Source organism: Denitromonas iodatirespirans, assembly GCF_018524365.1.
GTDB lineage: Bacteria > Pseudomonadota > Gammaproteobacteria > Burkholderiales > Rhodocyclaceae > Nitrogeniibacter > Nitrogeniibacter iodatirespirans.
Genome location: NZ_JAEKFT010000020.1, coordinates 13,049 through 33,959 on the forward strand (window position 1 = coordinate 13,049; position 20,911 = coordinate 33,959).

Annotated in this window: 21 protein-coding genes; 3 read left to right on the plus strand and 18 right to left on the minus strand. The window is 63.3% G+C overall.

Annotated elements, in window-relative coordinates; translation table 11 throughout:
• Positions 1-70 precede the first annotated feature (70 nt).
• The 8 genes from I8J34_RS16290 to I8J34_RS16325 are packed head-to-tail and all read right to left on the minus strand — an operon-like array spanning position 71 to position 7,843.
• Positions 71-1,189: a deoxyguanosinetriphosphate triphosphohydrolase gene (locus I8J34_RS16290; protein WP_214362691.1), complete on the minus strand. Its 1,119-nt coding sequence runs from the start codon at positions 1,187-1,189 to the stop codon at positions 71-73.
• Entirely contained in the window at positions 1,189-2,277 is a 1,089-nt protein-coding gene (gene aroB, locus I8J34_RS16295; RefSeq protein WP_214362692.1) for a 3-dehydroquinate synthase, read from the minus strand. Before aroB ends, I8J34_RS16290 begins: the two co-directional genes overlap by 1 nt.
• The gene (locus I8J34_RS16300; protein ID WP_214362693.1) at positions 2,265-2,831 is read right to left on the minus strand and encodes a shikimate kinase; all 567 of its coding nucleotides are present in this window, start codon (positions 2,829-2,831) and stop codon (positions 2,265-2,267) included. The genes aroB and I8J34_RS16300 overlap by 13 nt, the downstream gene beginning before the upstream one ends.
• Positions 2,832-2,835: 4 nt before the next feature.
• Complete coding sequence (locus I8J34_RS16305) at positions 2,836-4,980, minus strand: type IV pilus secretin PilQ (protein WP_214362694.1); 2,145 nt, start codon at positions 4,978-4,980, stop codon at positions 2,836-2,838.
• On the minus strand, positions 4,977-5,492 hold the full coding sequence (locus I8J34_RS16310) for a pilus assembly protein PilP (protein WP_214362695.1): 516 nt from the start codon (positions 5,490-5,492) through the stop codon (positions 4,977-4,979). Before I8J34_RS16310 ends, I8J34_RS16305 begins: the two co-directional genes overlap by 4 nt.
• 7 nt (positions 5,493-5,499) lie before the next feature.
• Positions 5,500-6,180, minus strand: coding sequence for a type IV pilus inner membrane component PilO (locus tag I8J34_RS16315; protein ID WP_214362696.1), 681 nt, complete (start codon positions 6,178-6,180; stop codon positions 5,500-5,502).
• The gene (locus I8J34_RS16320; RefSeq protein WP_214362697.1) at positions 6,177-6,770 is read right to left on the minus strand and encodes a PilN domain-containing protein; all 594 of its coding nucleotides are present in this window, start codon (positions 6,768-6,770) and stop codon (positions 6,177-6,179) included. Before I8J34_RS16320 ends, I8J34_RS16315 begins: the two co-directional genes overlap by 4 nt.
• Entirely contained in the window at positions 6,770-7,843 is a 1,074-nt protein-coding gene (locus I8J34_RS16325) for a pilus assembly protein PilM (RefSeq protein ID WP_214362698.1), read from the minus strand. Before I8J34_RS16325 ends, I8J34_RS16320 begins: the two co-directional genes overlap by 1 nt.
• Positions 7,844-8,012: 169 nt before the next feature.
• Between I8J34_RS16325 and I8J34_RS16330 the strand changes: the two genes are divergently transcribed.
• Complete coding sequence (locus I8J34_RS16330; protein ID WP_214362699.1) at positions 8,013-10,475, plus strand: penicillin-binding protein 1A; 2,463 nt, start codon at positions 8,013-8,015, stop codon at positions 10,473-10,475.
• A 41-nt stretch (positions 10,476-10,516) separates the two neighbouring features.
• Here I8J34_RS16330 and cyaY read toward each other — a convergent pair whose 3' ends face one another.
• Entirely contained in the window at positions 10,517-10,843 is a 327-nt protein-coding gene (cyaY, locus tag I8J34_RS16335) for an iron donor protein CyaY (RefSeq protein WP_214362700.1), read from the minus strand.
• A 46-nt stretch (positions 10,844-10,889) separates the two neighbouring features.
• Between cyaY and lptM the strand changes: the two genes are divergently transcribed.
• Both lptM and lysA read left to right on the plus strand, forming a co-directional pair.
• Positions 10,890-11,036: an LPS translocon maturation chaperone LptM gene (gene lptM / locus I8J34_RS25115; RefSeq protein ID WP_353525868.1), complete on the plus strand. Its 147-nt coding sequence runs from the start codon at positions 10,890-10,892 to the stop codon at positions 11,034-11,036.
• Positions 11,037-11,047: 11 nt separating this feature from the next.
• Complete coding sequence (gene lysA / locus I8J34_RS16345; protein ID WP_230411878.1) at positions 11,048-12,292, plus strand: diaminopimelate decarboxylase; 1,245 nt, start codon at positions 11,048-11,050, stop codon at positions 12,290-12,292.
• 92 nt (positions 12,293-12,384) lie between these two features.
• Here lysA and I8J34_RS16350 read toward each other — a convergent pair whose 3' ends face one another.
• The 9 genes from I8J34_RS16350 to I8J34_RS16390 form a co-directional block, all read right to left on the minus strand.
• Positions 12,385-13,134, minus strand: coding sequence for a PEP-CTERM sorting domain-containing protein (locus I8J34_RS16350; RefSeq protein ID WP_214362703.1), 750 nt, complete (start codon positions 13,132-13,134; stop codon positions 12,385-12,387).
• Positions 13,135-13,276: 142 nt separating this feature from the next.
• The gene (locus tag I8J34_RS16355; protein WP_214362704.1) at positions 13,277-13,633 is read right to left on the minus strand and encodes a hypothetical protein; all 357 of its coding nucleotides are present in this window, start codon (positions 13,631-13,633) and stop codon (positions 13,277-13,279) included.
• A gap of 63 nt (positions 13,634-13,696) precedes the next feature.
• Positions 13,697-14,593, minus strand: a complete 897-nt coding sequence (gene rfbD, locus I8J34_RS16360; protein WP_214362705.1) for a dTDP-4-dehydrorhamnose reductase — start codon at positions 14,591-14,593, stop codon at positions 13,697-13,699.
• Positions 14,590-15,135, minus strand: a complete 546-nt coding sequence (rfbC, locus tag I8J34_RS16365) for a dTDP-4-dehydrorhamnose 3,5-epimerase (protein ID WP_214362706.1) — start codon at positions 15,133-15,135, stop codon at positions 14,590-14,592. The genes rfbD and rfbC overlap by 4 nt, the downstream gene beginning before the upstream one ends.
• Positions 15,135-16,034: a glucose-1-phosphate thymidylyltransferase RfbA gene (rfbA, locus tag I8J34_RS16370; protein WP_214362707.1), complete on the minus strand. Its 900-nt coding sequence runs from the start codon at positions 16,032-16,034 to the stop codon at positions 15,135-15,137. The genes rfbC and rfbA overlap by 1 nt, the downstream gene beginning before the upstream one ends.
• Positions 16,035-16,044: 10 nt before the next feature.
• Positions 16,045-17,106, minus strand: coding sequence for a dTDP-glucose 4,6-dehydratase (rfbB, locus tag I8J34_RS16375; RefSeq protein ID WP_214362708.1), 1,062 nt, complete (start codon positions 17,104-17,106; stop codon positions 16,045-16,047).
• Positions 17,107-17,360: 254 nt separating this feature from the next.
• Complete coding sequence (locus I8J34_RS16380) at positions 17,361-18,770, minus strand: MBL fold metallo-hydrolase RNA specificity domain-containing protein (RefSeq protein ID WP_214362709.1); 1,410 nt, start codon at positions 18,768-18,770, stop codon at positions 17,361-17,363.
• Positions 18,771-18,919: 149 nt separating this feature from the next.
• Positions 18,920-19,771, minus strand: coding sequence for a glycosyltransferase family 2 protein (locus I8J34_RS16385; protein ID WP_214362710.1), 852 nt, complete (start codon positions 19,769-19,771; stop codon positions 18,920-18,922).
• Positions 19,768-20,883, minus strand: coding sequence for a glycosyltransferase family 4 protein (locus tag I8J34_RS16390; protein ID WP_214362711.1), 1,116 nt, complete (start codon positions 20,881-20,883; stop codon positions 19,768-19,770). Before I8J34_RS16390 ends, I8J34_RS16385 begins: the two co-directional genes overlap by 4 nt.
• Between the last annotated feature and the right edge of the window lie 28 nt (positions 20,884-20,911).

Here is a 20,911-nt window from a genome sequence, read left to right on the forward strand (position 1 = left end):
GACTCTCGAATATACAGCCGCTTTCCCGGCCCTTCAAGTGTTTTTTGCAGTGCGCAAAAGCCCCGAATGCTCAGTGAATTTCGCCCACGGCGAACAGCCGGCGGTGCTCCTTCATGGCGTAGCGGTCGGTCATCCCGGCGATGTAGTCGGCGATCGCGCGCGGCGTGTCGGTATCGGCGCGGCGCTGGTACTGCGGGGGCAGCAGGCGCGGGTCGGAGAGGAAGGCACCGAACAGGTCGGTGATGATGCGGCGCGCCTTGTCGGTCATGCGCAGGACCTGATAGTGGTGGTAGAGATTCTCGCGCAGGAAGGCTTTCAGGCGGTTCAGGTCTGGCCGCAACTCGTCGGAATAGGCCACCAGACGGGGGGCTTGGTGCACATCGTCCAGCGTACGCACCTGCGCCGCGTCGATGTTGTGGCGCGTGCGGTCGATCAGATCCACCGCCATCAGGTTGATCATCCGACGAATGGTTTCGTGGATCAGCCGGCGCCCCTGCAGACCGGGGTAACGGGCTTCGACGTCACGGCGCTGGTTGGCGAAGATGGCGACCTCGTCGAGTTGCTCCAGGGTGATCAGGCCGGAACGCAAACCGTCGTCGATATCGTGATTGTTGTAGGCGATTTCATCAGCCAGGTTGGCCAGCTGCGCCTCGAGGCTGGGCTGCGTACCATCGAGGAAGCGCTGGCCAAGTGCCCCGAGCGCCGACGCGTTCTCGCGCGAGCAGTGCTTGAGGATGCCTTCGCGCGTTTCGTAGGCAAGGTTCAGGCCATCGAAATCGGCATAGTGCTCTTCGAGCAGATCCACCGTACGCAGCGACTGCAGGTTGTGCTCGAAGCCGCCGTAGGCCTTCATGCAGGCATTGAGGGCTGTCTGGCCGGCGTGACCGAAGGGCGTGTGGCCGAGGTCGTGCGCCAGGGCGATGGCCTCGGCCAGATCCTCATTCAGCGCCAGGGCCCGGGCGATGGTGCGGGTGATCTGCGCGACCTCGATGCTGTGTGTCAGCCGAGTACGAAACAGGTCGCCTTCATGATTGACGAAAACCTGCGTCTTGTACTCAAGGCGCCGGAAGGCGGTGGAGTGAATGATGCGGTCACGGTCGCGCTGGAACTCGCCCCGGGCGGTGGGCGGTGGCTCCGGATGGTGCCGACCGCGGGAATTCGCTTCGCTGACCGCGTAGGTCGCCAGCATCAGGACGGCTCGCAGCAGGCGTCGATCGCCGCGGCAATCTCGACAGCAGGCAGATCGGCGAAGATCTCGGCGTCGCCGATGTCACGTAGCAACACCAAGCGCAGGCGCCCAGCATCAACCTTTTTGTCGTGCGCCATCAATTCAAGGTAGCGCGCCGCGCCCAGTTTCGGCCCCCGAACCGGCAAGCCTGTGCGCCCGATCAGCGCCACCGTCCGTTCATATTGGCGCGCACTTAGCCAGCCCAACCGGTTCGACAGGCAGGCGGCCATCACCATGCCCGCCGCCACCGCCTCGCCGTGCAACCATACGCCGAAGCCCATGCCGGCTTCGATGGCATGGCCGAAGGTATGTCCGAGATTAAGCAACGCCCGAACCCCCCGCTCGGTTTCGTCTTCCGAGACGATCCGGGCCTTGTTGGCGCAGGAGCGCTCGATCGCCTCGCCCAGCGCCTGAGGCTCGCGCGCCAGCAAGCGCTCGATGTTTGTCTCGATCCAGTCGAAAAAGGCGGGATCGCGGATCAAGCCATACTTGATGACCTCCGCCAGCCCGGCCTTGAGTTCGCGGTCCGGTAGTGTAGTGAGCGTGGAGGTATCCGCCAGCACCAACCGAGGCTGATGAAAGGCGCCGATCATGTTCTTGCCGAGCGGGTGGTTGATCGCGGTCTTGCCCCCCACTGACGAATCCACCTGCGACAACAAGGTGGTCGGGATCTGGATGAAGGGGATGCCGCGCTGATAGGTGGCCGCGGCAAACCCGGCCATGTCGCCCACCACGCCGCCACCCAGCGCGATCAGCGTCGTGCTGCGGTCGAAATGCCCCGCCAGCAGGCCATCGAAAATCGTATTGAGCGTCTGCCAGTTCTTGTGGGCCTCTCCGTCCGGCAGGATCACGCTATCGCACGCAACATCCACGCTGCGCAGCGCCGCTTCGAGTCGCCCCAGATAGAGCGGCGCGACCACGTCATTGGTCACGATGGCTACCCGCGGCGTCTTGAGGGCCGCCAAAATCGCATCGGTACGATCCAGCACGCCCTCGCCGATCAGGATCGGATAGCTACGGTCTCCCAGGGCAACCGTCAGTTTTCGCATGTGTGTTCCAGTGCCTTCTCGATCTTTCGAAGCATCGATTTTGCGCTACCCCGGCCACCGGGGACAACCACGTGTGCCACGGAACGATAGAGCGGGTCGCGCTCGCGGTACAAGGCCTCTATCCGCCCTCGCGGATCTTCGACCTGCAGCAACGGACGATTCCGGTCGTGGCGAGTGCGCTCCCACAGCACGGCGGGCGGCACGTCGAGATAGATGACGGTACAGCGCTCGCGCAGCACCGTCCGGTTCTCTTCGGCCAGCACCACGCCACCGCCGGTAGCCAGAACGAGATCCGTTTGTTGGGTCAGGTCGTCGATGACTTGCGATTCACGCCGGCGAAAACCGGCCTCGCCCTCGACATCGAAGATGACAGGCACCGACACGCCTGTTCGCGCGCAGATTTCATGGTCGCTATCAACAAAACGACGGTGCAAGCGCCGAGCCAACTCGCGCCCCACCGTCGTCTTTCCTGCGCCCATCATCCCCACCAGCACAATGCACGGGGCACGACGCACGCGAGAAGTGTCGGCCTTTGCCGCGCCAGCCGACACCATGGGCTTACCGCAGCGACAACGCTTGCGTCACGATGCGCGGTGTGATGAAAACCAGCAATTCCTTGCGATTGGACACTTGCTGAGTGTTACGGAAGAGGGCGCCAACGACCGGGATTTCGCCCAAGAACGGCACGCGCTCTACCTGCTTGCTCTCTTCCTCTTCGTACACACCACCGATCACCACGGTGCCGCCGTTTTCGACCATCACTTCGGTCTTCACATGTTTGGTGTCGATCGCTACACCTCCCGGAACCGTCGCGCCCGGCTTGTCCTTGTTCACATCCACGAACAGCTGGACACGACCGTCCGGCGTGATGTTCGGACGCACTTTCAGTGACAGCACGGCCTTGCGGAACTGGACGCTGGTCGCCCCAGAACTGGTCGCCGACTGATAGGGAATCTCTGTCCCCTGCTCCATGATCGCTTCGACTTGATTGGCCGTCAGCACTCGGGGGCTGGAGACCACACGCCCCCGGTTGTCGACCTCAAGTGCGCTCAACTCGAGATTAAGGAAACGCGTGGCAGCGCTGTTGAACAGTATCAGCGACAACTGGGCCGGCGTTCCAGTCGAGGGCGATGCAGGAAGATTGACACCCAAGCTATCGTTGATGAAGTCCGGTGTATCCGCCACTTGCCCGGTATGGAATCCGGTATCGGTAATGCCGCCTCCGATAACCGCGCGGGACCCCCCAGGACCGCCGAAAGGCTTGCCCGGCATGTGAATCCCCATCCGCACTCCCAGGTCACGTGCAAAGCCTTTGTCAGCCTCCACAATCCGCGCCTCGATTAATACCTGCCGCGGCGGAATGTCGATTTCCTGGATCAAGCGGCGCAAATCGTCCAGGCGCGTCCCCACATCGGTCACGAACACCTTGTTGCTGCGCTCATCGACGATCACACTGCCGCGTTTGGATAGGACCGTCTGGTTCTTGTCCTTGAGGAAATCGAAAATCTCCTTCGCCTTGTGATAGTTGATCTGGAAACTCTCCGTTCTCAGGGGCTCCAAGTCACCGATCTGCGCAAGTGCTTCGAGCTCGAGCTTTTCGCGCGCAGCCAACTCGTCACGTGGTGCGATCCAGATCACGTTGCCATGCTTGCGCATGTCCAGGCCCTTGGACTGAAGAATGATGTCGAGCGCCTGATCCCAAGGCACGTCCTTGAGGCGGAGCGTCAGGCTGCCCTGCACCGTGTCGCTGGTGATGATATTGAAATCGGTGAAGTCAGCAATCACCTGCAATACCGAGCGCACATCGATGTTCTGGAAGTTCAGCGACAGCTTGTCACCCTGGTACTTGCCCCGCGCCCCCTGAACCAGTTGCTTCGGATCCTCGACCACACGCTTGATCTCGACCACGAACTGATTGTCACTCTGATAGGCGTTATGCTCCCACAAGCCGTTGGGTTTGATCAGCAGGCGGGTGTTTGCCCCTTGCGGCTGCGCAACGAACTCGGTGACCGGCGTCGCGAAATCGGTGACATCCGATTTGCGGCGCAGGTTCTCGGGCAAGGTCGTCTTGAGAAAATCGATAGCCAGCGCATCGCCCTGCTGGCGAATGTCGATGCCGGTATCCGGGTCGCTCAGCTCGACGATGATTCGCCCCTCTCCCTCGGTGCCGCGACGGAAGTTGATATCGCGAACAAACTTGCCATCGGCCGCGGCGGCTTTTCCACCGGTTTCCGCAAAGCTGGCGAACGGACGATCGTTCGGGCGTAGCTCGGACGGCTCGCGGCGCACCGGAGAGAGCGCGATGATCACGTTCTGGCCTTCGACCGTCGTGTCGTAGGGCGTCATCTTGATCAGGTTCAGCACCAGACGCGTACGGTCTCCGACCTGAACGATATTCGCGCTTCGCAGATCCCCTTCGTCGATGGCCTGCAGGCTCCGACCCAGTTCATTGCCGGTCCCCGGAAAATCAAACGCGATGCGGGCGGGGTTGGCCACGCTGAAACTCGCCGGCGGCTGCGCCAGCGGTGCTTTCAGGCGCAGCTTCACATAGATGCTCGCGCCTTGGCGGGACACGTCCATCGCCTCGATCGCGTTGTCCGGCATGGCAGCCTCGGTCGTCGCGGCCTGGGCCATCACCGGCGACGTAGCTTGCGCCATCCACAATCCGGCAGCCACCAGAAAGTAACCCATATTGAACTTCATTGCGTCGTCTCCTGCTGCTCTTGCAAGTACAGCGCACTCGTTCTTTCGACCCAGTCGCCGTTCAGATCTTCTACCAGCTCGGTCAGCTTGACTTCCGACTCCGAAACACTGGTCACAACGCCAAAATTCTGGCCCATGTAGTTCCCCGCGCGCACTTGATAAATGCTGCCCCCCGCGTCGATCAGCGCATGTGCCTTACCTTGTTTCATGAGCACGCCGACCATCTTCAGCGACTCGAGCGGATACGACTCGAGCGGTTCGCGCTGGCGGTTGATGTCCGGCGCCCGCCCACCCGCCACGACGACCCGCGCAGCAACGAACTTGTCCGAATCGAACGGGTTCATTTGGGAGAAGGCGTCGTAATCGACCACCGAGAAAGGCTTGATTTCCGGCAAAGGCTTGACCTGCCCCTTCATACCGGCTTCCTGCTGGGCCATCCATGCCCGCAGATCGTCCTGCTCGGCACTACAGGCCGAGAGGACCAGGGGAATCAGGAATATCCACTTTTTCATGGGGCCCTCACCTCGGCTTCTTGGCTTGCGCCGCGGCTTGTTGTTGCTGCGCCAGTTCCTCTTCGTCGAGGTAACGATAGGTCACCGCCGTCGCATCCATTTTCAATGGCTCGCCAGGTTTCGGGCGCTCGATAGACAGGTTGTTGAGCGTCACGATGCGCGGCATTTTTGCCACATCGCCGGCGAACGCGCCGAGATCGTGATACTGGCCGACAAGCCGGACCGCGATCGGCATTTCGGCATAGAACTCCTTGATCACATCGCTCCCCGGCTTGAACAGTTCGAATTGCAGGCCGCGACCGAGGCCCGCCTGGTTGATGTCGGCGAGCAGAGAGTCCATTTCGGCACGATTGGGCAATTGCCGGAGCAAGGCCCCGAACTGCCGATCGATCTCCGCCAGTTGCGCGAGGTGCTCATCCAGATTGACCGACTGGCGCTTTTTGCTGACCCAATCGGCACGCAGGGTGACCTCTTCAGCTTCACGCTGCTGCAGCGTGTCCATCTGGTCCTGCCAGAAGAACCACCAGGCGCCGGCAATTGTCGCAGCCAGAATGGCCACCAGGAACACGACCCGTGGCGCCAGCGGCCAAACGCCGGGATCATTGGGGTCGAGCCCCCGGAAATCGTCGGCAAGCCGGCTCAGATCGATCGACGGCTGGCGTCGGGATGCAGGTGTCGAAGCCTTCATTTCACCGCACCTCCTGCCGCGGCGACCTTCTCCGCGTCCTTGGGCCGTTCAAGGTTGATATCGAGCGTAAATTCGCTCACCCGGCGGTCGTCCATCTCTTTTAGCGTCGCCGCCTTGATCTCGACCAGCGTCGGCTGAGCGAGGTATTCGGAACCTTCGAGATTGCGCATCAGGGTCGACACCCGGGCATTGGACTGCGCATAGCCGCTCAGGGTCACCTTCAACCCGTTCTGTTTGATCGCGCGCAGGAAGATCCCCTCGGGCGTCTGGCGCACCAATTCGTTCAGCAGATGGACCGTTTCCGCCCGGTGCCCCTGCAAGGACTCGATCACCTGCTTGCGTGCCAGCAGCGAATCGATCTGGCTGCGCAAGCGTTTGATTTCGGCAATATCCTTGTCGAGCTTGGCGATTTCGGTCTTCAGGAAGTTGTTTTTGCTTTCCTGCGCGTCGATGAAGCCGCCGATGATGGTACTGACCAACACCCCGACAAGCGCCCCGAGCACGACCATTGCCCCCGCGAGCAGATAGAACTGCTGGCGCCGCTGACGGCGCTTTTCTTCACGGTGGGGCAGCAGGTTGATTCGAATCATCAATCAAACCTCCGCAAAGCCAAGCCGCACGCCACCAGCAGTGAAGGCGCGTCCGCCATCAGATTCTTGGGGCGAACCTTGGACGACAACTGCATCTTGGTAAAGGGATTGGCCACGACGGTATCGACCTGCGTGCGCCCACCGACCACTTCGGCCAGCCCGGAGATCACCGCACAGCCACCGGCCAGGACGATGTGATCCACCTGATTGAACTGGGTGGAGGTGAAGAAAAACTGCAACGCACGAGAGACTTCAAGCGCCAGGCTGTCCATGAACGGACGCAGCAACTCGCTGGTGTAGTTTTCCGGCAGGCTGCCCGAGCGCTTGGCGGCCTCGGCCTCCTCGGCGCTCATGCCGTAGTGCCGGGCAATATCCTGAGTGAGCTGATGACCGCCAAACGCCTGCTCGCGGGTGTAGATCTGGATGCCGTCGCGCAGCACGGTGACATTGAGCTGGCTGGCACCGATGTCGACCAGGGCGATGATCGCCCCCTTGCCCTTGTTCGGCAGCTGCTGGCAGACGAACTCGAATGCCGACTGCGCCGCGAACGACTCCACATCCATGATCACCGCTTTCAGACCGGCAGCCTCGGCGGCGGCCACCCGATCCTCGACCTTTTCCTTGCGCGAGGCGGCAATCAGCACATCGAGTTCGCCAGGCACATCGTGCGACTCGTCGAGCACCTGAAAATCCAGGTTGACCTCATCGAGCGCAAACGGAATGTACTGATTGGCTTCGCTCTCGACCTGTACTTCCATTTCCTGCTCGCGCAGGCCGTCAGGCAAGAGGATCTTCTTGGTGATGACGGCGGAGGCCGGCAAAGCCATGGCAACCTGCTTGACGCCGGCCCCCATGCGTCGCAATGCGCGCTTGATGGTCTCGGCCACGGCTTCGAGATTGGCGATATTCCCGTCCGTGACAGCATCACGAGGCAGGGACTCGACCGCATAGCGCTCTATTCGAATCCCCTCCTTGAGGCCGCCGGAAAGCTCAACGAGCTTGACCGCCGAGGAGGAAATGTCGAGCCCCACAAGTGGGCGCGCCTTCGGGTTAAAAACCGACAAGTTGATCACAAAGAAAATCCTTAAATTTCTTCATGTTAGGCGCAACATGTAAAAAACTGCTTCAATGCTAGCAACAACGATGGCATGTGTAAACAATCGCTTTCGGGGCGCATTCATTGGAGCCACTGCGCCAGCGCCCGTATAATCGCCCGACTCATCTACTGGACTCTTACGACGCATGCGCTGGGTTCTTTACCCGTTTTTTGCTCTGATCGGACTGGCGGTCATGGGCTTTGCCACGCTGGCGGCCGTCGCGGCCTTCGCCTGGCCCAAGCTGCCCTCCCTCGACATCCTCACCGACTACCGCCCCAAGATTCCGCTGCGGATCTACACGTCGGACGGCCACCTGATCGGCGAGTACGGCGAGGAACGCCGTTCGTTCGTGGGCATTGCCGACGTGCCGGACGTGCTCAAGCACGCCATCCTGGCGGCCGAAGACGAGCGCTTCTACGAGCACCCCGGCGTCGACATCCAGGGTATCGCTCGCGCGGCCGTCGCCAACGTGGTGTCGGGCGGCAAGCGCCAGGGCGCATCGACCATCACCATGCAGGTCGCGCGCAATTTCTTCCTCACGCGGGAGAAGACCCTGACGCGCAAGCTCTACGAGATCCTGCTGTCGTTCAAGATCGAACAGAATCTCAGCAAGGATCAGATCCTCGAGCTCTATGTCAATCAGATCTATCTCGGACGCCGCGCCTACGGTTTCTCGGCAGCGGCACGTACCTACTATGGCAAGAAGCTGTCGGAACTGACGGTCGGCGAAGCGGCCATGCTGGCCGGTTTGCCCAAGGCCCCGTCGGCCTACAACCCGGTGGCCAATCCGAGTCGCGCCCAGTTGCGCCAGCACTATGTGCTGCGCCGCATGCGCGAACTCGACATGATCGATGACGCCACGCTAACTGCCGCCCGGGCCGAACCGATCCGCACCGTCACCGGCGACCGCAACGAAGCGGCCTCCTTCCATGCCGACTATGTCGCGGAAATGGCCCGGCAGATTGCCGTCGAGCAATTTGAAGACAAGGCCTACGAACTGGGCATCCGCATCATCACCACGGTCTCCTACAAGGAGCAGGAAGCGGCCTATCAGGCGCTGCGCGACGGCTTGCAGGCCTACGACCTTCGCCACGGCTACCGCGGCCCGGAGCAATACATCGAACTGCCGCCGGCCGGCGATCTGCGCAACGAAGCCATGGAGACGGCGCTCGGCGACGTGCCCGACTATGGCGACATGCTCGCCGCCATCGTCACCCAGGCCAACCCGAAATCGGTGACGGTCTACCGCAACGGCAAGAGCCTCACGATCGCCGACAAGGGGCTGCGCTTCGCCGCCCCCATGCTCAGCGAAAAGGCGCCGGCCGCCAAGCGCATTCGCCCCGGCGCGATCGTCCGCATCCGCGAAGACAAAAAAGACGGCTGGCAGCTCACGCAACTGCCCGATGTCGAAGGCGCACTGATCGCCATCGACGCCTCCACCGGTGCCGTGCGGGCACTGGTGGGCGGTTTCGACTTCTTCCGCAACAAGTTCAACCATGCCACCCAGGCCCTGCGTCAGCCGGGCTCGGGCTTCAAACCGTTCATCTACTCGGCCGCCCTCGAACGCACCTACAGCCCCGGCACCTATGTCGAAGACGAACCGCTCTACTTCCCGGCCGGCATCACCGGCAGCCAGGACTGGGAGCCGGCCAACTACGATCACAAATACGAAGGACCGATGACGCTGCGTCGGGCGCTGGCCAAGTCCAAGAACATGGTCTCGATCCGGCTGCTCCAGTCGATCAGCCCGACCTATGCGCAGGACTACATCAGCCGCTTCGGCTTTCCGCCGCAGAACCACCCCGCCTATCTCACCATGGCGCTCGGTGCCGGCGCGGCCACTCCGTGGCAAATGGCCACCGGCTACGCCGTATTCGCCAACGGCGGCTATCGCGTGCAGCCCTACATCATCAAGGAAATTCTCGACGACAACGGCAAGACCCTGGCACGCGTCGACCCACCCGTCGCCGGCAGCACCGCCGCCCGAGTGATCGACGAGCGCAACGCCTTCGTCATGAACTCCATGCTGCAGGATGTCGTGCGCGCCGGCACGGCCACGCGCGCCCTCAAGCTCAAGCGCAGCGACCTGGCAGGCAAGACTGGCACCACCAACGACTATGTCGACGCCTGGTTCTGCGGCTACAACCCCGACATCGTGGCCATCTCCTGGGTTGGCTTCGACCAGCCGAAAAACCTCGGCCGCGGCGAGACCGGTGGCGCCACGGCCCTGCCGATCTGGATCGACTACATGAAGGTCGCCCTGGAAGGCCGCCCCGAAGCCAAGCTGCCGCAGCCGGGGCGGTTGAACTACATCAGCGCGCGGCCCGATATCGACCCCGACTGGGTGTATGCCGAAAACGAACCGCCGATCCCGCCCGAACGCCCCGAGATGCTGCTCGAAGACGGCACGACCGCGATGGAGGCGCCTGGCGAAGCCATTCCGGCCTTCCCCGCCGAGCTGTTCGGCAACAACACACGGAGCGCACCGGCACCGATCGCGCCCCTGCCGCGGACCCAGCCGCCAGCCCCGGTCGAAGACCTGCGCCCGACGCCGGCGCCCGGCATCGAGCGCCGGCCCAGTTCGATCAGCGCCATGCCGCAGCGCTGACCGGCACAATCTGCGGGGCGCCGCGATGGCGCCCCGCAGGCTCACTCGGCGGGTGTCACCGTCACAGCCCGCCCGCCCTGATCGCTGACCACCCGCGACAGCACGATATAAAGCGCCTCGCCACCGCGCGTATCGCGCCACTGGCCATCCTCGAGGCGAAAATGAAATCCGCCGCTGCGCGCCGCCAACCAGATCTCCCGCGCCGCCACGTGCCGGTTGATCACCAGCTTGCTGTCATCCTCGAAGCTCACCTCGAGCACGCCGCCGGGCTGAACCTCCACCTCGAGCTCTGCACCGCAGGCTTCCAGCGCGTATTCGATCCGCTCCAGCTCACGCTCGGCCACTGCCACAAACGTCGACTCATCCATGACCCATCCCCTTTCTGCTACGATTTTGCTTTTTTTCCGGCCCACCATGACGATCCGACGCGCCGTCCTGTTTCTTGCCCTGCCCTTCGTGCTGGCAGCCTGTGGCATCAAGGGGGATCTCTACCTTCCGGAACGCCCCGCGGCTACCGCTGCGGATAGTACCAAACCCCAACCGGCCCGCTCCGCACAATGACCGCCTACCCCATGCCCACCCTCGCGGGCGACACCGCCCTGCAGGTCGAATCCGTCCCGCTGACCGCCATTGCCGAACAATTCGGCACGCCCACCTACGTATACTCCCGTGCCGCGCTGACGCAAGCCTTTCAGGCCTACCAGCACGCCCTGGCCGGGCGCCGGGCCAGCATCTGCTACGCCGTCAAGGCCAACGCCAACCTCGGCATCCTCAACACCTTCGCCCGACTCGGCGCCGGCTTCGACATCGTGTCGGGCGGTGAACTGCAGCGCGTGATCGCGGCGGGCGGCGATGCGGCCAAGGTGGTCTTTTCCGGCGTCGGCAAGAACGCCGATGAGATGCGCCAGGCGCTGGAGGCCGGCATCCGTTGCTTCAATGTCGAGTCGGCCGCCGAACTCGAGCGGCTCGCCGCCGTCGCTGCCGACTGCGGCAAGGTCGCGCCCATCGCCTTCCGGGTCAATCCGGATGTCGACCCCAAGACGCACCCCTATATTTCCACGGGGCTGAAGAACAACAAGTTCGGTGTCGCCTTCGACGATGCCCTGGCCCTCTACCGCAGGGCCGCGACGCTGCCGAGCATCGCCATCAAGGGCATCGCCTCGCACATCGGCTCCCAACTGCTCGACCCGGCCCCCGCCGGCGAAGCCGCCGAGCGCGTCCTGTCGCTGGTCAAACAGCTGGCCGACGAAGGCATCACGCTGGCGCACATCGACATCGGCGGCGGCATGGGCATCCGCTATTCGGACGAAACACCGCCCTGCGCCGACGACTACCTCGCGCCGGTGCTCAAGGCCCTGGCCGGCCGCACGGAAGAGATCCTGCTCGAACCCGGCCGCTCGTTGGTCGGCAATGCCGGCCTGCTGCTGACCCGTATCGAATACCTCAAGCCGGGTCAGGAAAAGCACTTCGCCATCGTCGATGCGGCCATGAACGACCTCGCCCGACCGGCGCTCTACGACGCCTACCACCAGGTCGTACCGGTGATCGCCCGCGACCTGCCGGCGCAAACCTACGACGTGGTCGGCCCGATCTGCGAAAGCGGCGACTTCCTCGCGCGCAACCGTGCGCTCAAAGTGGCCGATGGCGATCTGCTCGCCATCCTCTCCGCCGGCGCCTACGGCATGACCATGGCGAGCAACTACAACACCCGCGCCCGCGCGGCCGAAGTGATGGTCGACGGCGACCGCTGCCATCTCATCCGCGAACGCGAAACCATTGCAGACCTGTTCGCGCTGGAGCACCGCCTACCGGACTGACCCGCGCAAGGCATGAAAAAGGGCGCCGGATCCCATCGATCCGGCGCCCTTTTTTTGATGTGCCGGCCGGGTTTTCTCCGGCCGGTATCGCGTCAGCGCTGCCCGGTGCGGCGCCGCGCGATCACCGACACCATCCCCAGACCCGCCAGCAGCATCGCGTAGCCCGACGGCTCGGGTACTGGGGCCGCCATGGCGAACCCGGTCAGGTCCGGCGCCATCGCCGACGTATCGCCTGAACTCAGCTTCGTCCACTGGCCTACATCCGCCACCGCGGCAGCATGCGCCGCAACGCTCGAGACGAGCGAGCGATCCCCGCCGAATTCGGCGAATTTGACCGTGCCGCTGAGCATCACCGCCTGCCCCTCCAAGCCCGAGCCCGCCAGTTCATCGGCAAAACCCGAGCCATAGCCGATCGCGGCCAGCGGGATGACACCACCAGCCCCATCGTCCTGGTAGAGATACACACTCTCGTTGGTCTGGCTCAACGCGAAACCGCCACTGCGACTCACCGCTCCGTGCGAGACAGCGATATTCGCCGCCGAATCGACCGCCGAAAAGCGCACCACAGTGCCGGCCGACACGGCACTGCCCAGTGTCCACGAGAGCACGCCCTCGCCGGACGTGAAAGCGCCGCCGGCGCCGAGCATGCTGCCGTTCCATTCATTGTCGGTGACGAACAGCTGCGTCCCGGCCGTGAGATCGACGAAAGACGCCAGCGCAAAGCCGTCCTCGTCGGCGTTGATCGCCACAAACGCCAGATCCCCCGCCACCGGTGCGGCAGCTGCCGGAAGCGCCACTACCGACAGCCCCACGAGCGCCGCCACAGTCCATGTCATTTTCATTTTTATTGCCTCTTGATGATGTGGAGACGAGACCGCACATCACGACAATGACATATGCAAACAGTCTTTATGTGAACGCTCCGGACTCGCCACCTCCGGGGTGGCGAGAACCACGCTCGGGCGGGGGTAGGCAGGTAAAATCTCAGTCGGCCGACGGGGCCGACGCGTCGCGGCGGGCGGCGTCGGTGAGCACGAGAAAGGCGTGGCCGAGCGCTTTCCAGGCGCTACCGCCATGCGAGTGGATGCCGATGGAGGCGCTTTCGGCCATGGTCTGCAACATCAGCACGGCCAAGGCGAACAGTTCGCCCTTGGCCTTGAGTTTGGGATCGGGGTCGCGAACCAGGGCCTCGACATGCGCCGGCGAACTGGCCAGCGCCTCGCGGGCCAGCGCCATCACCTCGGCCGTGTTGTGCCAGTCGATGCCGAGCACGATGCCGCGCACTTCGATCTCGCGCTCGAGGGCGGCCGTGTCTTCGCGGTAATTCTCAAAGCCGCTCATGCGCCATCCTGCCTGTCATCGACCGTACACCATGCGGCGGGCCCACGGGGTGCCGCCACATGCTCATGGCGCGGGGCGGTCTTCGAGGCAGCGCAGCAGCGCGTCGCGCCAGTGGGGCATGACGATGCCGGTGGCGTCGGCCAGCCGCGTGCCGTCGAGGCGCGAGTTTTGGGGGCGGGCGGCAGGGGTCGGATAGTCGTGCGTGGCGATGGCATCGATCTGGCGCACTTTCCACGGATGCTCGGGCCAGCGCTGTGCAGCGACACGGCGGATTTCTTCGGCGAAGCCATGCCAGGTCGTCTCGCCGGCCGCGCTGAGGTTGAAGGTCTGCTGCACCGGGTCGCCGGCGTCGCGCGCCTGCCGTGCCCAGCAGATCAAGCTGCTGGTCGCGTCGGCGATGTTGCGTGCCCAGGTGGGAGCGCCATGCTGGTCGCCCACCACGCGCAGGGCCTCTCGCTCGGCGAACAGGCGCAGCATGGTGGCGACGAAGTTGTGCCCGCGCGCGGCATACACCCAGGTGGTGCGCAGGATCAGGTGATCGCAGCCCGAGGTAGCGATCGCCTGCTCGCCGGCGAGCTTGGTGGCGCCGTAGACATTGAGCGGCGCGGTGCTGTCGGCTTCGGTGTAGGGGGCGTCCTTGCTGCCATCGAACACATAGTCGGTCGAGTAGTGCACTAGCAAGGCGCCGATCCCACGCGCCGTGCCAGCCAGCGCGCCGACCGCCTCGGCGTTGATGCGATGGGCCAGTTCGGGCTCGCTCTCGGCCTTGTCCACCGCGGTGTAGGCGGCGGCATTGACGATCACGTCCGGCGCGTAGCCGGCCACCACGGCGGCGGCCGCTTGGGGGTCGGCCAGATCGCAGGCGGCGCGGTCGAGTGCCACCACCTCGCCGAGCGGCATCAGGCTGCGTGCCAGCTCCCAGCCCACTTGCCCGGTCGCCCCAGTCACCAGCAGTCTCATGCGAACACCTCGGCATCCTTGAGCGGCACGCCGGCCTGATCCTTGCCCGACAGCAAGGGGTTGCCCTGCAGCGGCCAGTCGATGCCGATGGCCGGGTCGTTCCACAGGACGCAGCGCTCATGCTCAGGCGCGTAGTAGTCGGTGGTTTTGTAGAGGAAGTCGGCACTGGCCGAGAGCACCAGGAAGCCGTGCGCAAAGCCCGGCGGCACCCATAGCTGGCGATGGTTGTCTTCGGTCAGCTCGACGCCTACCCACTGGCCGAAGCGCGGGGAGCTGCGGCGCACATCGACCGCCACATCGAACACCGCGCCGCGCACCACACGCACCAGCTTTCCTTGCGGTTGCTGGATCTGGTAGTGCAGACCGCGCAACACCCCGTGCTGGCTGCGCGAGTGGTTGTCCTGCACGAAGGGCAGGTCCACGCCAGTGGCCTCTGCAAAGGCCTTGGCATTGAAACTTTCGAGGAAGAAACCCCGTGAGTCGCCGAACACTTTCGGCTCGAGGATCTTCACTTCGGGCAAATCGGTCGCACTCACCTGCATCAGAACACCCTGTCTTCGAGAAGTCGCTTGAGATACTGACCATAACCGTTCTTGGCCAGCGGTGCCGCCAGCGCCGCGAGTTGCTCGCCGCTGATCCAGCCTTTGCGCCAGGCGATCTCTTCCGGGCAACCCACCTTGAGGCCTTGCCGCTTTTCCAGCGTCTGGATGAACATGCCAGCCTCCAGCAGACTCTCGTGGGTGCCGGTGTCGAGCCAGGCATGACCACGGCCCATCACCTGCACGTCGAGCGCGCCCCAGTCGAGATACTGGCGGTTCACGTCCGTGATCTCCAGTTCGCCACGCGGGCTGGGTTTGAGCTCGCGCGCCACGTCGACCACCCGCTCGTCGTAGAAATACAGGCCGGTGACGGCATAGCGGCTCTTGGGCCTGGCGGGCTTTTCTTCAAGGCTCACCGCGCGGCCGTCGGCATCGAACTCGACCACGCCGTAGCGCTCCGGGTCGAGCACCGGGTAGGCAAACACGCTGGCGCCGGCAGCACTGGTGCTGGCCGAGGACAGCCCCTTGGCAAAGTCGTGGCCGTAGAACAGGTTGTCGCCCAGCACCAGTGCGCTCGGCCCGCCACCGATGAAATCCGCACCGATGATGAAGGCCTGCGCCAGCCCGTCGGGGCTTGCCTGCACGGCGTACTGCAGATTCAACCCCCAGCGCGCACCGTCGCCCAGCAGTTGCTCGAAGCGCGGGGTATCTTGCGGAGTCGAGATGATCAGGATGTCGCGAATGCCCGCCAGCATCAGCGTGCTCAGCGGGTAGTAGATCATCGGCTTGTCGTAGACCGGCAGCAGTTGCTTGGAGACGGCCAGCGTGGCCGGATGCAGGCGGGTGCCCGAGCCTCCCGCGAGGATGATGCCCTTGCGCGGGCGGGTTGCAGCTTGCGTCATCGTCATGTCCTTAGCTTTGTTCGGCGTAGTGTTTGCTCACCCATTCCCGGTAGGCGCCGCTTTGCACATTGGCGATCCAGGTGGGGTTGTCGAGATACCACTGCACCGTCTTGCGAATGCCGGTCTCGAAGCTCTCGGCCGGCCGCCAGCCCAGCTCGCGTTCGATCTTGCGGGCGTCGATGGCGTAGCGGCGGTCATGGCCGGGGCGGTCGGTCACGTAGGTGAGCAGGCGCTCATACGGCCCGGCTTCGGACGGGCGCAGCTCGTCGAGAATGGCGCAGATGGTCTTGACGATGGTGATGTTGGGCATCTCGTTCCAGCCGCCCACGTTGTAGGTCTCGCCCAGCCGGCCATGGGCCAGCACGGTGCGGATCGCGCTGCAGTGGTCGGTCACGTACAGCCAGTCGCGCACGTTCATGCCGTCGCCGTAGATGGGCAGCGCCTTGCCGGCCAGGGCGTTGACGATCATCAGCGGGATCAGCTTTTCGGGAAACTGGTAGGGCCCGTAGTTGTTCGAGCAGTTGGTGGTGAGCACCGGCAGGCCGTAGGTGTGGTGCCAGGCACGCACCAGGTGGTCGCTCGCCGCCTTGCTCGCCGAGTAGGGGCTGTTGGGCTCGTAGGGGTGGGTTTCGGTAAAGGCCGGCGCGTCGGGGGCCAGCGAGCCATACACCTCGTCGGTGCTCACATGCAGGAAGCGGAAGCCCGCCTTGGCCGGCTCGGCCATGTCCCCCCAATAGGCACGCACCGCCTCCAGCAGCGTGAAGGTGCCCTCCACATTGGTGCGCACGAACTCGGCGGGGCCGTGAATGGACCGGTCCACATGGCTCTCGGCCGCGAAATGCACGATCGCCCGCGGCCGGTGCTCATGCAGCAAGGCATCGACCAACCCGCGGTCGCAGATGTCGCCCTGCACGAACACATGGCGCGCATCGCCCTGCAGCGACTGCAAGGTTTCGAGATTGCCGGCATAGGTGAGCCGGTCGAGGTTCACCACCGGCTCGCCGCTCTCGGCCAGCCAGTCGAGCACAAAATTTGCGCCGATGAAGCCGGCGCCGCCTGTTACGAGAATCACATTCCATCCCTCATAAAACCTGCATGTCCTGCAGCACTGCGCGGCGTGTGACGCCGATGGCGGAAGCGCCTGCAGCCTATCCGCCCTACATTTTCAACGGGCGCCGTAGCCCGGGCGAGCGAAGCGACCCCGGGAACAACGCCTCCTGGCGCTACCGCCCCGGCGTCGGGCCTGCAGCCCTCAGCACGGGCTACCCGTGCAGCGCCTATCCGCGCTACGCCAAGGCCACGAGTGTATCGCGCCGCACCGCCCCCTCATCCATTCGACACCGCCACCGCCCCGCCCGTCTCGCGCACCAAGCGCTCGGCCAGCGAACGGCGGGCGTCATCATCGCCGTGAATCAGGCGAACCTCCGAGGGCAGATGCCGCATGCGCGTCACAAAACGCACCAGCCCATCCTGATCGGCATGCGCCGAATAGCCCGACAGCGTATGCACCCCGGCGCGGATCTCGATACGCTCGCCATCCAGGTCCACATAGCCGCCGCGCGGCCCGTAGGCCTGGATCGCCGCACTCGGCGTGCCGCGCGCCTGGTAGCCGACGAACACCACATCATGCCGCGCGTCGTGCAGCATCGCCTTGAGGTAATTGACCACCCGGCCACCCGCGCACATGCCGCTGGCCGCGATCACGATCGCCGGCTCGCCACTGCGCGCCAGGCGCCGCACATTGGCCTCGTGCGCCTTGTGATCATCGATGGCCACCAACTGCTCGAACGACAACGGCTTGCGCCCCGCCCTCACCCGGCGCTGCGCCTCGGCATCCCAGAACGGCTGCAACTCGCGATACAGCTGCGTAAAGCGCCCCGCGAGCGGCGAATCCAGGTAGATGCGCAGCTTCTCCCAGCGCTCAGCATGACGCCCCGGCCGCACGCGCTGGCGATGCAGGATGTCTTCGAACTCATACAACAGCTCTTGCGTGCGCCCGATGCTGAACGCCGGCACGATCACCGTCCCGCCATTGCCCAACGCCCGCTCCACCGCGGCCTGCAACCGTTTGCGACGGATGGCGCGCCCCTCATGATTTCGGTCGCCATAGGTGCTCTCGAGCACCACCACATCCGCCCGGTACGGCGACTTGGGCGCCGGCAGCAGCGGCGCATACGGCGCACCCAGGTCCCCCGAAAACACCACCCGCCGCACCGGCTGCCCCGGCCGGCTCAGCTCGCACTCCACATAGGCCGAGCCCAGAATATGCCCCGCCCGCTGCAACCGGATACGGCAGCGCCCCTGCGGGCCGTCGGCCACCGTCTGCCAGGTCTTCCACGGCACAGGGCGAATGCGCGACTCCACCAACTGCAAGTAACGCTCCACCACCCGCCTGTCGCGGCTCACCGACAGCGCAAACGCATCGGCCAGCACCACCGGCAACAACTTGGCCGACGGCTCGCTGCAATAGATCGGCCCCTTGAACCCCGCCGCCAGCAACCACGGAATGCGCCCCACATGGTCAATATGCACATGCGTGGCCACCAAGGCCTGCACCCCGACCAGATCGAAGCCGATCTCCAGCGCATCCGCCCCACCCCGCCCGTCCGGCGACGTCTCCGCCCCCTGAAACAAGCCGCAGTCGATCAACAGGCTGCGCGCATTGTCGATGAACAACTGGTGGCAGGAGCCGGTCACGCCATGGAAGGCACCGTGGTGGGTGATGTTCACGGACATATCATCAACAAATTATTCCAATCGCATTTTAACGTGTACAGACTCGACAGCCAACACCGAAATGGCCAGCACCCAAATCAGAATCAACTCTGGGCCGTACATGCCAAATCGTAGAACACGATTTTTTCGTACAGATGTCGGTGGCCGCCTCACGGCCGGGGCTGACCAGTGCTTTGCAATCGACTAACAGCACTCACATCAGGCGGCGTCAACAATGGAACGCGGTATTTCCGTGAAAAAAGACGGAGACTCTTTAGATGCATGCGTCCCGCCCAGCTAAACGGGCCTGCGGCACTTGAGCGCTGATGGTCGTGAACCAGTCGGGCATTAGGTACACAAACGACTCGCGACCCAGCACCCCACATACGGGCACAAAGCTCCACGTCCTCCATGTATAAAAAGTAGCCTTCGTCCATACGCCCGACACGCTCAAACAAATCCCGACGGACGACGAAACCAGTCCCCATGACCCAATCGGCGTCAAATGGGGTTTCGCTGTCCCAAGCAGTGAGCATCATATGATCTTCAATTCGGCGCTTCAAAGGCCAGTAACGGCCAATAGGCAAACGACGCCCAAGGATATCCAGAATGCTGTAAAAACGCCGCGCAGAAAACTGCCGCTTTCCGTCTGGATACACGAGATCTAGCCCCACCAGCCCAACATCCGAGCATTGGTCGAGTATCTCCAGGGCTAGACATATACTCTGATCGACAAAGTACGTATCCGGATTCAAGACCAGCAGGTACTCGCATCGCGCGGCTGCTGCACCGATGTTTACCCCCGCTGAAAAACCAGCGTTGCGGTTGGAGCAGATCACCTTCACACCTTCAAGCTCTCGACTCAATCGAGCACCCGAACCATCTGGCGATGCGTTGTCCACCACAATAATATCGGCCCTATTCGCCACGCCAAACCGAGCAATTGACTCCACACACTTGTGCGTCAGCTCTGGAGTGTTGTAATTGACGATGACGGCGCTAACTCTTCCCGTGCTACTCATTCAGCTTGCACTCCAGCCCCAAATGGGGCGCCTCCAATCAATCGACATGCCTCAAGAGCGGGTTCAACCGCCAACAAACCCTGCTCAAGCGCATTTACTGCCTGCCCCCAGGTAAAGCGCCGCAAACGATCACCTGCTACAGCCATGCGCCCAGCCACCTCCGAATCGGTCTGTATGGCCTCTAATGCCTCCGCCCAACTTGACGGGTCGCCAAGCCGCACGAAAAAAGCAGCGTCACCCAACACCTCTCGATGCACCGGTATGTCCGACGCGATCACGGGGCTCCCGCAGGCCAGGGCCTCAAGCGGTGGAATTCCGAATCCTTCCCACTTCGATGGGTAAACCAAAGCACTGCAGCCTTGATACAACCGAATCAAATCCGCTCGCGAAAGGTAGTCCGTGAACTCCACGCGACCACGGAGACCCAGCGCTGCTACCTTTTTCTCAAGGGCGGCCCTGTACTCACCACCGCAAGATGTCACCACCAAGCGGAAGCGTTTAGACCAATGGTTGGCCACGTCGAGCACCTCATCGACGTTCTTGTGTGAATATCGAGCGCCAACCATCAACAAGTACGGCTCGACCGCTCTCGCCTCTGGATCTGGAGAAAATGCGCTCGCATCCACGCCATTTGGGACCACATAAATGTTCTCTAACGGAAAACCATAAGTTGAGGCAACATCCTGTCGCGTGGTCTCCGAAACGGTAAATACGGCTCGGCATTTTTTGAGTAACCGAGGGAGACCGAAGCGGAAGAAAAGATACTGCGGCCGGTGCTGAGACGGGAAGCGAAGGCAAATCAGATCATGAATCGTAATAATCTGATCGCCCTGGGCCGGCAGGCCATGATGCGTTGGTGAATACACTAGGCGATTATCGCCAAAGTCTATTGATCGCATCCACAGTTGCCGACGTATTGCTGCGAGCTTTCCGCCACCGATCGCGACAGATGCCGGCGCTTTGAGCAACACGTCCCCTGGCGGCATGGCGCCGCCGCCAGCTATCAGACAAGTCCGGAAGCGCCTCGCGATACCGTTGGTGCAGTTCTCCGAATAGACCCCCAGCCCCGTAGGCTGCGGGCCGAGCATTGACAGGTTGAGCACCAGTTCCACTAATCGCACTCCGAAAATCTTGCTGCAC

Excerpts from the sequence above, each read along its gene's own strand:
- I8J34_RS16380 (WP_214362709.1), bottom strand. The coding sequence starts at position 18,770 with ATGTCCGTGAACATCACCCACCACGGTGCCTTCCATGGCGTGACCGGC.
- I8J34_RS16290 (WP_214362691.1), bottom strand. The coding sequence starts at position 1,189 with ATGCTGGCGACCTACGCGGTCAGCGAAGCGAATTCCCGCGGTCGGCAC.
- I8J34_RS16320 (WP_214362697.1), bottom strand. The coding sequence starts at position 6,770 with ATGATTCGAATCAACCTGCTGCCCCACCGTGAAGAAAAGCGCCGTCAG.
- I8J34_RS16315 (WP_214362696.1), bottom strand. The coding sequence starts at position 6,180 with ATGAAGGCTTCGACACCTGCATCCCGACGCCAGCCGTCGATCGATCTG.
- I8J34_RS16300 (WP_214362693.1), bottom strand. The coding sequence starts at position 2,831 with ATGGTGTCGGCTGGCGCGGCAAAGGCCGACACTTCTCGCGTGCGTCGT.
- I8J34_RS16385 (WP_214362710.1), bottom strand. The coding sequence starts at position 19,771 with ATGAGTAGCACGGGAAGAGTTAGCGCCGTCATCGTCAATTACAACACT.
- I8J34_RS16305 (WP_214362694.1), bottom strand. The coding sequence starts at position 4,980 with ATGAAGTTCAATATGGGTTACTTTCTGGTGGCTGCCGGATTGTGGATG.
- I8J34_RS16355 (WP_214362704.1), bottom strand. The coding sequence starts at position 13,633 with ATGAGCGGCTTTGAGAATTACCGCGAAGACACGGCCGCCCTCGAGCGC.
- I8J34_RS16310 (WP_214362695.1), bottom strand. The coding sequence starts at position 5,492 with ATGAAAAAGTGGATATTCCTGATTCCCCTGGTCCTCTCGGCCTGTAGT.
- I8J34_RS16350 (WP_214362703.1), bottom strand. The coding sequence starts at position 13,134 with ATGAAAATGACATGGACTGTGGCGGCGCTCGTGGGGCTGTCGGTAGTG.
- rfbD (WP_214362705.1), bottom strand. The coding sequence starts at position 14,593 with ATGAGACTGCTGGTGACTGGGGCGACCGGGCAAGTGGGCTGGGAGCTG.
- I8J34_RS16330 (WP_214362699.1), top strand. The coding sequence starts at position 8,013 with ATGCGCTGGGTTCTTTACCCGTTTTTTGCTCTGATCGGACTGGCGGTC.
- lysA (WP_230411878.1), top strand. The coding sequence starts at position 11,048 with ATGCCCACCCTCGCGGGCGACACCGCCCTGCAGGTCGAATCCGTCCCG.
- lptM (WP_353525868.1), top strand. The coding sequence starts at position 10,890 with ATGACGATCCGACGCGCCGTCCTGTTTCTTGCCCTGCCCTTCGTGCTG.
- rfbA (WP_214362707.1), bottom strand. The coding sequence starts at position 16,034 with ATGACGCAAGCTGCAACCCGCCCGCGCAAGGGCATCATCCTCGCGGGA.
- aroB (WP_214362692.1), bottom strand. The coding sequence starts at position 2,277 with ATGCGAAAACTGACGGTTGCCCTGGGAGACCGTAGCTATCCGATCCTG.
- rfbC (WP_214362706.1), bottom strand. The coding sequence starts at position 15,135 with ATGCAGGTGAGTGCGACCGATTTGCCCGAAGTGAAGATCCTCGAGCCG.
- cyaY (WP_214362700.1), bottom strand. The coding sequence starts at position 10,843 with ATGGATGAGTCGACGTTTGTGGCAGTGGCCGAGCGTGAGCTGGAGCGG.